This is a genomic window from Amycolatopsis sp. NPDC051102 (assembly GCF_040682815.1).
Lineage (GTDB): Bacteria > Actinomycetota > Actinomycetes > Mycobacteriales > Pseudonocardiaceae > Amycolatopsis.
Map to the genome: position 1 here is coordinate 490,729 of NZ_JBFBBT010000003.1, position 14,904 is coordinate 505,632.

Consider the following 14,904-nt stretch of genomic DNA (forward strand, 5'->3'; position numbering starts at 1 on the left):
CCCGGGATTCGCTCAGCCCGCCGCGGTGGATTGGTCGCCCGGGCCGCCAATCCGGCCGGGCCGCGGTCCCGAAGGACCGGTGTGGAGATCACGGGAGAACGCATCGGCGTCATCGGCAGCGGGGTGGCCGGGCTGACCGCGGCTTACCTGCTGCAACGCAAGTACGAAGTTCTGCTGTTCGAGGCCGACGACCGCCTGGGCGGGCACGCGCACACGCACGACGTGCCGAGCACCCACGGCGGCACGATCGGCGTGGACTCCGGCTTCATCGTCCACAACGAGCGCACCTACCCGACCCTGCTCAAGCTCTTCGGCGAGCTCGGGGTGGCCACGCGCGACACCGAGATGTCGATGAGCATCCGCTGCGACGGCTGCGGCCTGCAGTACGCCGGCGCGAAGGGGCTGACCGGGCTGTTCGCCCAGCGCGGCAACGCCTTCCGCGGCCGGTACCTGCGGATGCTGGCCGAAGTGAAACGGTTCCACCGGCACGCGAAGCGGCTGCTGGCGGCGAAGGACGCCGGGGACGTCACGCTCGGCGCGTTCCTCGCCATCGGCGGCTACACCCGCTACTTCGTCGACCACTTCATGCTGCCGCTGGTCTCGACGGTGTGGTCGGCCGACCGCACCGACACCCTCCGGTACCCGGCGCGGTACCTGTTCGAGTTCCTCCGCAACCACGGCATGCTTTCGGTGAAGAATTCGCCGGCCTGGCGGACCGTCGTCGGCGGCTCCCGCGAGTACGTCGAGCTGGCCGCGAAGCAGCTCACCGCCGTCCACCTGTCGACGCCGGTGCGATCGGTGCTGCGGACCGCGGCCGGGGTCGAGATCCGCGACGACGCCGACACGCCGCACCGCGTCGACAGGGTCGTCGTCGCCACGCACGCCGACCAGGCGCTGGCCCTGCTGGCCAACCCGACCGCCGCCGAACGCCAGGTGCTCGGCGCGTTCCGGTACTCGCCCAACGAAGCCTGGCTGCACACCGACACCAGCGTGCTGCCCTCGTCGGCCGACGCCCGGGCCGGGTGGAACTACCGCGCGCCCACCTGCGGGGCGCCGACCGGTGCGGTCCAGGTCAGCTACGACATGAACCGCCTGATGCGGCTCGACGAGCCGACCGGGTACGTCGTCACGCTCAACCCCGGCGACGGTCCCGGGCCCGAGCACCTCGTCGCGCGGATGCGGTACGAGCACCCCGTGTACACGCCGGAATCCGTTGCCGCGCAACGGCGGCTACCCGAACTCAACGACGGCGTGCTCGCGTACGCGGGGGCCTACCACGGCTGGGGCTTCCACGAAGACGGCTGTTCTTCGGGCGCTCGCGCCGCCGAAAGCCTGGGGGTCGTCTGGTGACGAACGCCCTTTACGACGCCACGGTCGCGCACGTGCGGCGGATCGACCCGCCGCACGCCTTCGCCCACCGCGTGTACCTGTGGCGGGTCGACCTGGACGACCTCCCGCGGCTGCCGTGGTGGCTGCGGCCGTTCGCCGGGTTCGACCGCCGCGACCACTTCGTGGCCGCGGATCCGCGCGGCATCCGGGAGAAGCTGGACGCGTGGCTCGCCGAACGCGGTGTCGACCTGCGCGGCGGCCGGGTCGTGATGCTGGCCGCCGCGCGCGTGCTCGGGTACGTGTTCAACCCGATCAGCGTCTACTGGTGCCACGACCCGGACGGCCGGCTGGAGTGCGTCGTCGCCGAGGTGCACAACACCTACGGCGGGCGGCACGCCTACCTGCTGCACCCCGACGACGCCGGGCGCGCCCGCGCGGCCAAGGAGTTCTACGTCTCGCCGTTCCAGGAGATGTCCGGGGAGTACCGGATGCGCCTGCCGCGCCCGGAAGCGCTGCTCGACCTGACCGTGGCGTTGCGCCGCGGGAACTCGACGCCGCTGGTCGCTACGCTGCGGGGAGTTCGCCGCCCGGTGAACCCGCGGTGGCTGGCCCGGCTCGTGCTGGCCCGGCCGCTGCTCCCGCAGCGGGTGTCCGCGCTGATCCGCCGCCACGGCGTCACGCTGTGGCTGCGGAAGGCCGCGGTCGTGCCGCGCACCCCGCAGAACGCCGGAGGACAGCTGCATGGATGAGCCGGCCCGCCCGCGCCACATGGCGCCGGTGCCCGCCGAACCGCCGGCCGGTCCGACGGCGGAGGAGCTGATGGGGCGCGTCGCGAAGGGCGACGAGCGGGCCTTCGAGCTGCTCTACGACCAGCTCGCCGGGCCGATCTACGGGCTCGTCCGGCGGATCGTGCGCGACGCGGCCCAGTCCGAAGAGGTCGCCCAGGAGGTCCTCGTCGAGCTCTGGCGCACCGCGACGCGGTACGCGCCCGAGCGCGGCTCGGCGCTGAACTGGGCGATGACGCTGGCCCACCGCCGCGCGGTCGACCGCGTCCGGTCGGCGCGGGCCAGCACCGAACGCGAGCAGAAGGCGACCTTCGAAGCCGCCCGCGGCCGGCCGTTCGACGAGGTCGCCGAGTCCGTCACCGCGCGCCTCGAACGCTCCCAGGTGCGCCGGTGCCTGTCCTTCCTGACCGACCTGCAGCGCGAATCGGTGCTGCTCGCCTACTACCAGGGCTATACGTATCGCGAGGTGGCCGAAGTGCTGTCGACGCCGCAGGGCACCGTCAAGACGCGGCTGCGGGACGGGCTGATCCGTCTGCGGGACTGCCTGGGGGTGACCGCGTGAGCACGCCGGAGATGCACACCCTGGCCGGCGCCTTCGCCCTCGACGCGGTTTCCGACGTCGAGCGCGCGGAGTTCGCCCGCCACCTCGAGCAGTGCGAGTCCTGCGCCCAGGAGGTCGCCGAGCTGCGCGCGACCGCGGCCCGGCTCGGCGCGGCGATGGCCGAGGAGCCGCCGCCGGAGTTCAAGGACCGCGTCCTGGCGGTCATGCACGCCACCCGCCAGCTGCCCCCGCGCACGCGGCTCGGCTCGCACGAACGGTCCCGCCGCTCGGCGCGGGCGCCGCGCTGGGCGGTCGTCGTGGCGGCCGCGGCCGCCGTCGTCGGGCTCGCCGCCGGCGGCGTGTTCGGCGGCATCGCGCTGACCCAGCAGCAGGAGCTGCAGTCCGCGCAGAGCCGGCTCGACCAGGCCAGGCAGCGCTACGAACCGGTGGCGGCGCTGCTGTCGGCGCCCGACGCGAAGACCGTGCACGGCGAGGCGCCCATCGGTGGCGGCGTCACCGTCATCGTCTCGAAGTCCCTGAACCGCGTCATGGTGATGGACACCGGGCTGCCGGCCCAGCCGGGCGGCAAGGTCTACGAGGCCTGGCTGATCACCGGCTCGAACGCGCCGCGCTCGGCCGGGGTGATCGCCGCGTCCGACGACGGCGGCCTGGTCGTGGCCGACGGCGTGGGGCCGGTGGACAAGCTCGCGGTGAGCGTCGAGCAGGCGGGCGGTTCGCCCACCGGAACGCCCACCGACGTGCTCATGAGCATGCCGGCGCCGGCCTGAGCTTCCGCCATAGCAGATCGGGCCGGGGCGGTGCTTCCGGCTCCCCGCTCTTGCGCGCTCGAACGTGTTGTGGCAAAACACCTTTGCGACACACGGCGTGCCTACTGGATTAGAGCGTGCCTGGTGCCTACCGTCCTGCCTAACGTCGGCAGTTGACATAACTCTCAATCTGGGGTTGAGGTTGAGAGTTGATCACCGGCCGGCGGGCTGTACGGGTATTAACGATCAGGAAGGCGGACTTCGATGACGCCCCCGCACAACTACCTTGCGGTGATCAAGGTGGTCGGCATCGGCGGTGGCGGCGTGAACGCCGTGAACCGCATGATCGAGGTCGGCCTCAAGGGCGTCGAGTTCATCGCGGTGAACACCGACGCACAAGCACTGCTCATGTCCGACGCCGACGTCAAGCTGGACATCGGCCGCGAGCTGACCCGTGGCCTCGGCGCGGGTGCCGCCCCCGAGGTCGGCCAGAAGGCCGCCGAAGACCACCGCGAAGAGATCGAAGAGGTCATCAAGGGCGCCGACATGGTGTTCGTGACCGCGGGCGAGGGCGGCGGCACCGGCACCGGCGGCGCGCCGGTCGTGGCGCAGATCGCCCGCAAGCTGGGCGCGCTGACCATCGGCGTCGTGACCCGCCCCTTCACCTTCGAGGGCAAGCGCCGCGGCAAGCAGGCCGAGGACGGCATCCAGTCGCTGCGCAACGAGTGCGACACGCTCATCGTGATCCCGAACGACCGGCTGCTGCAGCTCGGCGACATCGGCGTGTCGCTGATGGACGCGTTCCGCTCCGCGGACGAGGTGCTGCTGTCCGGTGTCCAGGGCATCACCGACCTGATCACCACGCCGGGGCTGATCAACCTCGACTTCGCCGACGTCAAGAGCGTGATGTCCGGCGCGGGCTCCGCGCTGATGGGCATCGGGTCGGCCAGGGGAGAGGGCCGGGCCATCCAGGCGGCGGAGAAGGCGATCAACTCGCCGCTGCTGGAGGCGTCGATGGACGGCGCCCACGGCGCGCTGCTGTCCATCGCCGGCGGCTCCGACCTGGGCCTGTTCGAGATCAACGAGGCCGCGTCGCTGGTCCAGGAGTCCGCGCACCCGGACGCCAACATCATCTTCGGCACGATCATCGACGACTCCCTCGGCGACGAGGTCCGCGTCACGGTGATCGCCGCCGGGTTCGACGCCGGCGCGCCGACGCACAAGAAGCTGGACCCGTCGACGTTCGGTTCCGGCTCGCGCGGGTCCTCCACGACGGCTTCGGCCGCGGCCGGGCAGGTCTCGAACCCGTCGTCGCCGCCGTCCGGCGCCACCCCGGTGCCGTCGGCGGGCAGCTCCGGCTACCCGGTGGCGCCGCCGCGGTCGCACTCGCCGCTGCCCTCGGCCACCGGCAACCAGCCGGCCGGCGGGCTCCCGCAGCCCGGCGGCGGCTCCCGCGGCTACTCGCCGCTCGGCTCCAACGCGACCCAGGGCAGCCTGCCCGGCCGCGCGATGCCGGTGCACGACGACCCGTCGGACGACGAGGTCGACGTCCCGCCGTTCATGCGGCGCTAGCCACCACCTCTGAAGGCCGTCACCCGCGAACTAGAGTCGGGGGTGATGGCCTTCATTCACGTCCAGGAGGATTCGTGCGGGTTCGGCGAGTGGTCACGACCAGGGCGGGCGGCGCGTCACGGCCGCCCTACGACACCTTCAACCTGGGTGACCACGTCGGCGACGACGAAGGCAACGTCTACGCCAACCGCAAGCGGCTGGCGAGCGAGCTGGGCCTGGCCGAGGACAAGCTGGCCTGGATGGAGCAGGTCCACGGCCGGACCGCGACCATCGTCGACGGCTCGGAGACCACGGCCGCCGAGGCGACCGACGCCCTGGTGACCGCGACCCCGGGCGTCGCGCTCGTGGTGCTGGTCGCCGACTGCGTGCCGATCCTGCTGGCCGACGCCGAGGCCGGGGTGGTTTCGGCGGTGCACGCGGGCCGCGTGGGCACGCGGGTCGGCATCGTCCCGGCCGCGGTCAAAGCCATGCGGGAAGTGGGCGCCGAGCCGCACCGGATCGAGGCGCTGCTCGGCCCGGCCATCTGCGGCGACTGCTACGAAGTTCCCGCCGAAATGGCCGCCGACGTGGAGAAACACGTCCCCGGCAGCGCGTGCAAGACCCGCAAGGGCACGCCCGGCCTCGACCTGCGCGCCGGCCTCTGGCGGCAGCTCGCCGACCTGGGCGTCGGCAAGATCGGCGTCGACCCGCGGTGCACGAACGAGGACAAGACGCTGTTCAGCTACCGGCGCGACGGGACCACCGGGCGGATCGCCGGCATCACCTGGATCGAGGCATGACCGGCCGCAAGGCCGAGCTGGCCGAAAACCTGCGCGAGGTCGAAGAGCGGATCGCCGCCGCGTGCCGGGCCGCCGGGCGCGCGCGGGACGAGGTCAAGCTGATCGCGATCACGAAGACCTTCCCCGCCTCCGACGTCGCGCTGCTGGCCGAGCTCGGCGTCACCGACGTCGGGGAGAACCGCGACCAGGAGGCCGGGCCGAAAGCCGCCGAGGTCCCGGGCCTGCGGTGGCACATGGTCGGCCGGCTGCAGCGGAACAAGGCGCGGTCCGTGGTCGGGTGGGCGGACGAAGTGCAGTCCGTCGACTCCGCGCGGCTCGCCGACGCCCTCGCCAAGGCGGTGCACACGGTGCGTTACAGCGGTAAACGTGAGGAACCCCTCGACGTGCTGATCCAGGCGAGCCTCGACGACGACCCCGGGCGCGGCGGCTGCCCGCTCGCCGAGCTGCCCGCGCTCGCCGACCACATCGCGCAGGCGGATGAGCTGCGGCTTCGCGGCCTGATGGCCGTCGCGCCGCTGGATGTGGACCCGGCGGCGGCGTTCGAGCGGCTCGCTCGCGCGGGGGAGAGCCTCCGAAAAGATCACCCGAATGCCGCAGAAGTCTCGGCCGGGATGAGCCATGATCTCGAGCAGGCGATCACGCACGGCTCGACCTGTGTGCGTGTCGGAACCGCGCTGCTCGGTGGACGCGGTTTAGCCTCGCCGTAGGGAGCTCGCGCGGTCGTCACGTTTCGTGGCCGCCCGCGCGGGGCACTGACGGCGTGGAGAACAGTCAGTGCGGGAGCGGCTAGGGCTAGGGAGAGGCATGAGCGCGCTGCAGAAGCTGAAGGCCTACTTCGGGATGGTGCCCGCTGACGAAGACGGCTACGACGTCGAAGACGACTACCGCCGCGGCTACGCGGACGACGACTACGACTCCTATGAGGAGCCGGCACCGCGGTCGTCGCGATCACGGTACCGCGACGTCGACGACACGTACGACGAGCCTGTCAGCCGCAGCCGGTCACGCTCCGTGGCCAGCTCCGAGCCGGCCGTCCACGGTGCGCTCGCCATGGACCGGCAGCCGGAGCCGGTGGCACGCCTGCGACCGGTCACCGAACCGGTCGTCCGCCAGCCGGTGCGTGACCCGTTGAGCCGCATCACGACGCTGCACCCGACCAGCTACGCGGAGGCGCGGGCGATCGGGGAGCACTACCGCGAGGGCATCCCGGTGATCATGAACCTCACCGAGATGGAGAACGCGGACGCGAAGCGGCTCGTCGACTTCGCCGCCGGGCTGGCGTTCGCGCTCAGAGGGTCGATGGACAAGGTCACCAACAAGGTGTTCCTTCTCTCACCGCCCGATGTGGACGTCACGGCGGAAGACCGCCGGCGGATTGCCGAGGGCGGATTGTTTTTGCGGGGCTGAAGTCGGCCGTACCGCTGAGCGCAAGCAGACGTGACTTTGCCGACCCGATCCGGGGTCGGCCCCCTCAACTGCGTCTTCGAGGAGGACGCCCGGTTAGAGTAGGTACGTGGAAGCTGTGTGGCTGGTCGTCTGGTACGTGCTGTTCGCCTTCTGGCTGCTGCTGACGGCGCGGATCGTGGTCGAACTCGTCCGGACCTTCGCGCGTGAGTGGCATCCGGCCGGAGGGGTTGCGGTCACGCTCGAGACCATCTACACAGTGACGGACCCGCCGGTCCGCTTGTTCAGAAGGATCATTCCGATGGTCCGGATCGGCGGCGTCGGACTGGACTTGTCGATTATGGTGCTGCTGTTGGTTGTGTTCTTCGCGATGCAACTGGCGACTCCAAGTTGATCGGGGAAACTTGGGTGGACCCTGCAGGCCATGGAGTGCGTGAGGTGATCTGATGTCGTTGACCCCCGCTGACGTGCATAACGTCGCGTTCAGCAAGCCGCCCATCGGCAAGAGGGGCTACAACGAGGACGAGGTGGACGCGTTCCTCGACCTGGTGGAGACCGAGCTGGCCCGGTTGATCGAGGACAACAACGAGCTGCGCCAGCAGATGGAACAGCTGGACGCGGAACTCGAATCGACCCGCAGCGAGCTGGAGAGCGCCAAGGCGAACGTCGGTGCGCCCCCGATGCGCGAAGAGCCGTCTCGGCGCTTGGCGCCGGTGCCGCCGCCGCAGTCGGCCATGGAACAGACGCAGGCGCACTCGATGGTGAGTGACAGCACCGAGCCGAACGTCCAGGCCGCCAAGGTCCTGGGCCTGGCCCAGGAGATGGCCGACCGGCTGACCGCCGAGGCGAAGACCGAGTCCGACGGGATGCTGGCCGAGGCCCGCACCAAGTCCGAGCAGCTGCTCTCGGACGCCCGGGCGAAGTCCGACTCGATGGTCAACGAGGCCCGCACCCGCGTCGACACGATGCTGAACGACGCGCGGACCCGGGCGGAGACGCTGGAGCGCCAGGCGCGCGACAAGGCGACGACGCTGGAGCGTGAGTCGCAGCGCAAGTACACCGAGACGATGAACAGCCTGAACTCCGAGAAGAGCGGGCTGGGCAAGAAGATCGAAGAGCTGCGCACGATCGAGCGGGAGTACCGCACCCGGTTGCGCGGGTTCCTCGAGTCCCAGCTGCGCGAGCTCGACGACCGCGGCTCCGCGGCCCCGGCGTCGGCGTCCTCGAACTCCGGGCAGTCGTCCGGTTCGACGAGCGGCGGCCAGGGCTACTCGTTCGGCCCGCGGGCCGAGGCCGGCTGAGTTTTCGTTCCGAACCCACCCCGCCGGCACCCGCCGGCGGGGTGGGCCACGGTTCGGAGCCGATCCGGTACGGCAGGTGGGCGGGTCGTGGTCCGCTCCCGTCCGGTTCGTGTTGTAATGCAGCGTGCTGTACATCGTGCTGGTCCTCGTGCTGGCGGCTCTGGGGTTGCTCGTCACGGCGCTGATCACCGCTTCTTCGCTGTGGGCGTGGGTTTCCATCGGGCTCTCGGTGCTCGCCGGGCTGATCCTGGTCGCCGACTGGCTGCGCCGCCGTCGCCGGGCCGCGGCCCCGCCGGCTCGGCCCGCCGAACCGGTCGTCCCGGCCGAAGAACCGGTCGAAGAGGAACAGACCACCCTGATCCCGGCTGCCGGCGACCTGGGTGACCCGGCGGACACGCCCGAACCGGCCGTCGCCGAAGAGGCCGACGCTTCAGCCGAGACCGAAACGAAGGCCGATTCCGAGCCGGGCGTCGAAGAGACCCCGGAGGCCGACGTCGCCGTCCTGGCCGACCTCGAGGACGAGGTCGTGGTGGTGGACGAGCACCCCCGCTACCACCTGCGCACCTGCGCCTGGCTCGGCCCCCGCGACCTGATCCCGATCGGCGTGGGCGAGGCCCGCCAGCTCGGCTTCACCCCCTGCGCCACCTGCACCCCCGACGCCACCCTGGTCGCCGCCCACCGCTGACGCCGTGTCGACCCCCTGATCACGCGTGATGCCCCTCCAATCACGCGTGATGCCGTGCTGGAACTGACGACACGCGTGCCGGAACGGACGACACGCGTGTCTGGAGGGACGACACGCGTGATTGGCGGGACGACACGCCGTCAGGCGGCGAGGTCGGCCAAGCCCAGGTGGGTTTCGAGGGCCGCTGCGCCGTCCGGGGTGAGGGTCAGTGCGCGGTGGGCCTGTGCGCGGCGCCGGACCCAGCCTGCTTCGGTGAACCGCGTCGCGACGGCCGCGCCCAGCCCGCCCGCCAAGTGGTGGCGCTGCTCACTCCAGTCCAGGCAGAACTTCAGCAGCGGCCGCCGTCCGGCCGCCACCGCGTCGAGGTCGACGCCCAGTGCGCCGAACACCCGTGAAGCCGCAGGTCCCAGCGTGTACGGGTGCTCGCGCAGCGGAGCCGAGATCCGGTCGCCCGGCCGCCGTCGCGTGTCGGGTGCGCCGGCCAACGCTCCCCGCGCGAGCAACGCCGCCGTGACCGCCACCCCGAGTCGGCCCGCAAGGTGGTCGTAGCAGGTCCGGGCGGTCCGCAACGCCTCCGCCCGCGTGCCCTCGCGCAACGACGTCACCGGCTGGGACGGCGAGAACCGCGCCAGCGTCTCCAGCAGCTCGGCCGTGTCCGGGCCGGCCAGCCGGTAAAACCGGTGGCGCCCCGACTTCTCCGCGACGACCAGCCCCGCGTCCCGCAGCTTCGCCAGGTGCGCACTGACGCCCTGCGCTGACAACCGCGCCTCGGCGGCCAGCACGGACGCGGCCAGCGCCCGGCCGTCGGCGAGCGCGAGCAGCACGCGGACCCGCGCCGGGTCCGCGAACAGCGTGGCCGTGCGGGCGATGTCGGCGTCGCCTTCCAGGGCCCCAGGATGCATGGCCCCAGGATGCCCCCGGCACGCTTCCACCGCGACGGAAGTGTCCGCGCGGTCCACTGGGGGCATGCTCCTGCTCACCATGTGCGCCGGGATGTTCCTCGTGCAGCTGGACGTCACCGCCGTCAACGTCGCCTTGCCCGCCCTCGGCACCGATCTGCACGCCGGTCTCGCGTCGCTCCAATGGGTGGTGGACGGCTACACCGTCGTCTTGGCAGCGTTCTTGCTCACCGGCGGCGCGCTCGGCGACGTCTTCGGCCACCGCCGGGTCGTCCTCGCGGGCTTCGCGGTGTTCGGGACGGCGTCGGCCGCGTGCGGGCTGGCCGGGTCGGCGGCCTGGCTGGTCGCCGCCCGGGCCGGACAGGGCCTGGGCGCGGCATTGCTGCTGCCCGGCACCCTCGCCGTGATCACGAACGCCTACCCGGGACACGCCGAGCGCGCGCGGGCCCTCGGCATCTGGGCCGGGGTGTCGGCCCTGGCGCTCTCGGCGGGCCCGGTGCTGGGTGGCGCGGTCGTCGCCGCGGCCGGGTGGCGGCCGGTGTTCTGGCTCAACGTCCCGGTGGTGCTCGCGGCCGTCTTCGCGACGCGGCGGCTCGTGCCGCGCGGTGAACGCGGGCCCGGGCGGATCGATGTCGCCGGCATCGCGACGGCCGCGCCTGCGCTGGGGGCCGGCGTCTACGCGATCATCGGCGGGAGTGTCGTCGCCGGAGGGCTCGCGGTGGTCCTGCTGGGGGCGTTCCTGCTCGTCGAACACCGGTCGGCGCACGCGATGCTGCCCCTGGGCGTTGCCCGGCGGACGGCGGCCGCCACCTTCGTCGCGGCGGCGATGAACTTCGTCGGCATCGGCACGATCCTCGTGCTCACGCTGTACCTGCAGGACGTGCGGCACGCGGGACCGCTGCGAGCCGGGCTCGAGGTGCTGCCGCTGTTCCTCCCGCTCTCGGCACTGGCGCCGGTGGCGGGCCGGCTGACCGGACGCTTCGGGCCCCGGCCGCTGATGGTCGCGGGACTGGCGCTGGGCGCGCTCGGGATGCTGAACCTGGTGCTGCTCAACGGGAACAGCGGGTACGCGGCCCTGCTGCCGACCTTGCTCGGGCTCGGGGCCGGGATGGGCCTGCTGACGACGGCGGTGGTGACGGCCGCGGTCGGCGGTGCCCCGCCCGAGCGTGCCGGGGTCGCCAGTGGCATCAACAACACCGCCCGCCAAGCCGGCGGCGCGCTCGGGGTGGCGGTGTTCGGCGCCGTGGTGGGGGACGGCTTCGCCGACGGCCTCCACGCGGTGGGCCTGATCGCCGGGTCGTTGTGGCTGGTGGCCATCGGCGTGACGCTCGCCGGCGTACGTGCCCCTCGTGACAACCCGATTGCGCGGGCCGGTTAACCTGGAGAGCAACACGGCGTCGATCCGGCCATCACCGGGGAGCCTCCGGAAGAACCGAGCGCACGCTCTCAGTAGAACCGGACGGGTGCGGCCCGTGACAGCCGTCGAACGAGCGGTCCGGGAGCACGTGCCGGGCAAGCGGGGTGGTACCGCGGAACGCCGGAAGGCGTCTCGTCCCCGTGTGGGTGACCGGTGCGGGAGCCGGTCGTCCGTACGAGAGCGACGAACCGAGGAGCACCCGGATGTATCCCCAGGCCCAGCTCGACGACGGTGCCGGCGTCCCGTCGCAGCCGTCCTTCCCCGCGCTGGAGAAGCAGGTCCTCGCCTACTGGGAGACGGACCGGACGTTCCAGGCGACCATCGACGCGCGGCCCGCCGGCGAGCACGGCGACAACGAGTACGTCTTCTACGACGGCCCGCCGTTCGCCAACGGCCTGCCGCACTACGGCCACCTGCTCACCGGGTACGTCAAGGACCTGGTGCCGCGTTACCAGACGATGAAGGGCCGCAAGGTCGAGCGCCGGTTCGGCTGGGACACCCACGGCCTGCCCGCCGAGCTCGAAGCCATGCGCCAGCTCGGGATCACGGAGAAGTCCGAGATCGAAGAGATGGGCATCGCGAAGTTCAACGAGGCTTCGCGCGAGTCCGTCCTGCGCTACACGAACGAGTGGCGTGAGTACGTCACCCGCCAGGCCCGCTGGGTCGACTTCGACAACGACTACAAGACCCTCGACGTCAGCTACATGGAGTCGGTGCTCTGGGCGTTCAAACGCCTGTGGGACAAGGGACTCGTCTACGAGGGCTACCGCGTCCTGCCGTACTGCTGGCGCGACGAGACGCCGCTGTCCAACCACGAACTGCGGATGGACGACGACGTCTACCAGACGCGGCAGGACCCGGCCGTCACCGTCGGATTCCGCCTGGAGGGCAACGGAAACGACCTCGACGGCACGTACCTGCTGATCTGGACGACGACGCCGTGGACGCTGCCGTCCAACATGGCCACCGCGGTGCACCCCGAGGTGTCCTACGTCGTCGTGGAGAGCGAAAACTTCCCCGGCAAGCGGTTCCTGCTCGCCGAAGCGCGCGTCGGCGCGTACGCGCGTGAACTCGGCGAAGAGCCGACGGTCGTCGCGCACCACACGGGCGCCGAGCTGCTCGGAACCCGTTACGCGCCACCGTTCCCGTACTTCCTCGGCGCCGACCACGCGCACCAGGTGCTGGCCGCCGACTACGTCACCACCGAAGACGGCACCGGCGTCGTGCACATCGCGCCCGCCTACGGTGAAGAGGACAAGGTCGTCACCGACGCCGCCGGGATCGCCCCGGTGACGCCGGTCGACGCGCAGGGCAAGTTCGACGCGACCGTGCCGGACTACGCCGGGCAGCAGGTGTTCGACGCCAACCCGAACATCATCCGCGACCTGAAGAACGGCACGGGATCCGCGGCGCAGCAGGGCGCGCTGCTGCTGCGGCACGAGACCTACGACCACCCGTACCCGCACTGCTGGCGCTGCCGCAACCCGCTGATCTACCGCGCGGTGTCGTCGTGGTTCGTCGCCGTGACGCAGTTCAAGGACCGGATGGTCGAGCTGAACCAGCAGATCACCTGGTACCCGGAGAACGTCAAGGACGGCCAGTTCGGCAAGTGGCTGGAGAACGCGCGCGACTGGTCGGTCTCGCGCAACCGCTACTGGGGCACGCCGATCCCGGTGTGGCAGTCCGACAACCCCGAGTACCCGCGCACCGACGTCTACGGCTCGCTCGACGAGCTGGAGCGCGACTTCGGCGTCCGGCTGGACAACCTGCACCGGCCCTACATCGACGAGCTGACCCGGCCGAACCCGGACGACCCGACCGGTAAGTCCACCATGCGCCGCGTCGAGGACGTCCTGGACGTCTGGTTCGACTCCGGGTCGATGCCGTACGCCCAGGTGCACTACCCGTTCGAGAACGCCGACTGGTTCGAGCACCACTACCCGAGCGACTTCATCGTCGAGTACATCGGGCAGACCCGCGGCTGGTTCTACCTGCTGCACGTGCTCGCGACGGCGTTGTTCGACCGGCCGGCGTTCCGCGCCTGCGTGTCGCACGGCATCGTGCTCGGCTCGGACGGCGCGAAGATGTCCAAGTCGCTGCGCAACTACCCGGACGTCAACGAGGTGTTCGAGCGCGACGGCTCCGACGCCATGCGCTGGTACCTGATGGCGAGCCCGATCCTGCGCGGCGGCAACCTGATCGTCACCGACAAGGGCATCCGCGACGCCGTCCGCCAGGCCGTGCTGCCGCTGTGGAACTCGTACTACTTCCTCGCGCTGTACGCGAACGCCGAAGGCGTGGAAGGCAAGTGGCGCACGGATTCGCCGAACGTGCTCGACCGGTACGTCCTGGCGAAGACGCACGAGCTGGTCACCGACGTCGAGTACGCGATGGACAGCTACGACGTCGCCGGCGCGTGCCAGACCGTGCGGGACTTCCTGGAAGTCCTGACGAACTGGTACGTGCGGCGCTCGCGGGACCGCTTCTGGGCCGGCGACCAGGACGCGATCGACACGCTGCACACCGTGCTCGAGGTGACGTCGCGGGTGGCGGCGCCGCTGCTGCCGCTGACGACCGAGGTCGTCTGGCGCGGCCTGACCGGCGGCCGCTCGGTGCACCTGACCGACTGGCCGAACGCCAACGACCTGCCCGCGGACGCGGCGCTGGTCACCGCGATGGACCGGGTGCGGCAGGTGGCGTCGTCGGCGCTGTCGCTGCGGAAGGCCAACAAGCTGCGGGTGCGGCTGCCGCTGCCGTCGCTGGTCGTGGCGGCCGAAGACGCCGAGCCGCTGGCCGCCTTCGCCGACATCCTGCGGGACGAGGTGAACGTCAAGGAGGTCCGGCTGACCACCGACGTCGCCGCGCACGGCGGGTTCGAGGTCGCGGTGAACGCCCGCGCGGCCGGCCCGCGGCTGGGCAAGGACGTCCAGACGGTGATCAAGGCCGTCAAGGCGGGTGACTGGTCGTTCCAGGGCGGCACCGTCGTCGCGGCCGGCATCGCGCTGCGCGAGGGCGAGTTCGAACGGCGGCTCGTCGCCAAGGGCGGCGGCGCGGCGGCGGAGCTGCCGGGTGGGTCCGGGCTGGTGCTGATCGACACCGAGGTGACGCCGGAGCTGGCGGCCGAGGGCCTGGTCCGCGACCTGGTCCGGGTCGTGCAGCAGGCCCGCCGCGACGCCGGGCTCGACGTCGCCGACCGGATCGCGCTGACCATTGATTCAGTGCCCGAGGTCGTCGAAGCGGCTCGGACGCACCAGGAGTTCCTGGCCTCGGAGACGCTGGCGACATCGGTGACTTACGGCCCGGCCGCCGACGGCTTCGCCGGCACGGTCGGGGACGGCACGAAGGTGACCGCGGCGGTCGCGAAGGCATGATTGTCGGGGGTGGCCAGTAGGGTGCAGACTCGACTGGCCACCCGCGATCGTGGG

General features: G+C 71.5%; 14 protein-coding genes. 13 read left to right on the plus strand and 1 reads right to left on the minus strand.

All coding sequences use genetic code 11. The annotated features are described in order from the left end of the window. The first annotated feature begins 81 nt into the window (after positions 1–81). The 11 genes from AB0M93_RS12825 (at position 82) to AB0M93_RS12875 (ending at position 9,163) form a co-directional block, all read left to right on the plus strand. On the plus strand, positions 82–1,350 hold the full coding sequence (locus AB0M93_RS12825; RefSeq protein ID WP_364272005.1) for an FAD-dependent oxidoreductase: 1,269 nt from the start codon (positions 82–84) through the stop codon (positions 1,348–1,350). Next, entirely contained in the window at positions 1,344–2,078 is a 735-nt protein-coding gene (locus AB0M93_RS12830; RefSeq protein ID WP_364272867.1) for a DUF1365 domain-containing protein, read from the plus strand. Before AB0M93_RS12825 ends, AB0M93_RS12830 begins: the two co-directional genes overlap by 7 nt. Continuing rightward, positions 2,071–2,676, plus strand: a complete 606-nt coding sequence (gene sigK, locus AB0M93_RS12835) for an ECF RNA polymerase sigma factor SigK (protein ID WP_364272008.1) — start codon at positions 2,071–2,073, stop codon at positions 2,674–2,676. Before AB0M93_RS12830 ends, sigK begins: the two co-directional genes overlap by 8 nt. Before the next feature lie 11 nt (positions 2,677–2,687). Further along, positions 2,688–3,443, plus strand: coding sequence for an anti-sigma factor (locus AB0M93_RS12840; RefSeq protein WP_364272870.1), 756 nt, complete (start codon positions 2,688–2,690; stop codon positions 3,441–3,443). Positions 3,444–3,686: 243 nt separating this feature from the next. Continuing rightward, complete coding sequence (gene ftsZ / locus AB0M93_RS12845; protein ID WP_364272011.1) at positions 3,687–4,994, plus strand: cell division protein FtsZ; 1,308 nt, start codon at positions 3,687–3,689, stop codon at positions 4,992–4,994. A gap of 74 nt (positions 4,995–5,068) precedes the next feature. Continuing rightward, the gene (gene pgeF / locus AB0M93_RS12850; protein WP_364272014.1) at positions 5,069–5,773 is read left to right on the plus strand and encodes a peptidoglycan editing factor PgeF; all 705 of its coding nucleotides are present in this window, start codon (positions 5,069–5,071) and stop codon (positions 5,771–5,773) included. Continuing rightward, positions 5,770–6,480 (plus strand): YggS family pyridoxal phosphate-dependent enzyme, encoded by a 711-nt coding sequence (locus AB0M93_RS12855; RefSeq protein WP_364272016.1) that lies wholly within the window; start codon positions 5,770–5,772, stop codon positions 6,478–6,480. The genes pgeF and AB0M93_RS12855 overlap by 4 nt, the downstream gene beginning before the upstream one ends. A 97-nt stretch (positions 6,481–6,577) precedes the next feature. Further along, complete coding sequence (gene sepF / locus AB0M93_RS12860) at positions 6,578–7,180, plus strand: cell division protein SepF (RefSeq protein WP_364272019.1); 603 nt, start codon at positions 6,578–6,580, stop codon at positions 7,178–7,180. Between the two features lie 115 nt (positions 7,181–7,295). Then, positions 7,296–7,571 carry a YggT family protein gene (locus AB0M93_RS12865; RefSeq protein ID WP_013224824.1) on the plus strand — a complete coding sequence of 92 codons (276 nt, stop codon included), beginning with the start codon at positions 7,296–7,298 and terminating at the stop codon, positions 7,569–7,571. Between the two features lie 52 nt (positions 7,572–7,623). Further along, positions 7,624–8,478 carry a DivIVA domain-containing protein gene (locus tag AB0M93_RS12870; protein ID WP_364272022.1) on the plus strand — a complete coding sequence of 285 codons (855 nt, stop codon included), beginning with the start codon at positions 7,624–7,626 and terminating at the stop codon, positions 8,476–8,478. A 124-nt stretch (positions 8,479–8,602) separates the two neighbouring features. After that, a complete protein-coding gene (locus AB0M93_RS12875; RefSeq protein ID WP_364272025.1) occupies positions 8,603–9,163 on the plus strand; it encodes a hypothetical protein in 561 nt (186 codons plus the stop codon). Positions 9,164–9,303: 140 nt separating this feature from the next. Here AB0M93_RS12875 and AB0M93_RS12880 read toward each other — a convergent pair whose 3' ends face one another. Next, positions 9,304–10,050, minus strand: a complete 747-nt coding sequence (locus AB0M93_RS12880; protein WP_364272873.1) for a metalloregulator ArsR/SmtB family transcription factor — start codon at positions 10,048–10,050, stop codon at positions 9,304–9,306. Positions 10,051–10,129: 79 nt separating this feature from the next. On the opposite strand from AB0M93_RS12880, the gene AB0M93_RS12885 reads away from it, so the two are divergent. Continuing rightward, entirely contained in the window at positions 10,130–11,440 is a 1,311-nt protein-coding gene (locus AB0M93_RS12885; RefSeq protein WP_364272028.1) for an MFS transporter, read from the plus strand. A gap of 242 nt (positions 11,441–11,682) precedes the next feature. Further along, entirely contained in the window at positions 11,683–14,850 is a 3,168-nt protein-coding gene (gene ileS, locus AB0M93_RS12890; protein WP_364272030.1) for an isoleucine--tRNA ligase, read from the plus strand. Positions 14,851–14,904 lie beyond the last annotated feature (54 nt).

Coding starts and splice junctions, on each gene's coding strand:
- sepF (WP_364272019.1), top strand. CDS start 6,578: ATGAGCGCGCTGCAGAAGCTGAAGGCCTACTTCGGGATGGTGCCCGCT.
- AB0M93_RS12840 (WP_364272870.1), top strand. CDS start 2,688: ATGCACACCCTGGCCGGCGCCTTCGCCCTCGACGCGGTTTCCGACGTC.
- AB0M93_RS12870 (WP_364272022.1), top strand. CDS start 7,624: ATGTCGTTGACCCCCGCTGACGTGCATAACGTCGCGTTCAGCAAGCCG.
- AB0M93_RS12855 (WP_364272016.1), top strand. CDS start 5,770: ATGACCGGCCGCAAGGCCGAGCTGGCCGAAAACCTGCGCGAGGTCGAA.
- ftsZ (WP_364272011.1), top strand. CDS start 3,687: ATGACGCCCCCGCACAACTACCTTGCGGTGATCAAGGTGGTCGGCATC.
- AB0M93_RS12885 (WP_364272028.1), top strand. CDS start 10,130: ATGCTCCTGCTCACCATGTGCGCCGGGATGTTCCTCGTGCAGCTGGAC.
- sigK (WP_364272008.1), top strand. CDS start 2,071: ATGGATGAGCCGGCCCGCCCGCGCCACATGGCGCCGGTGCCCGCCGAA.
- ileS (WP_364272030.1), top strand. CDS start 11,683: ATGTATCCCCAGGCCCAGCTCGACGACGGTGCCGGCGTCCCGTCGCAG.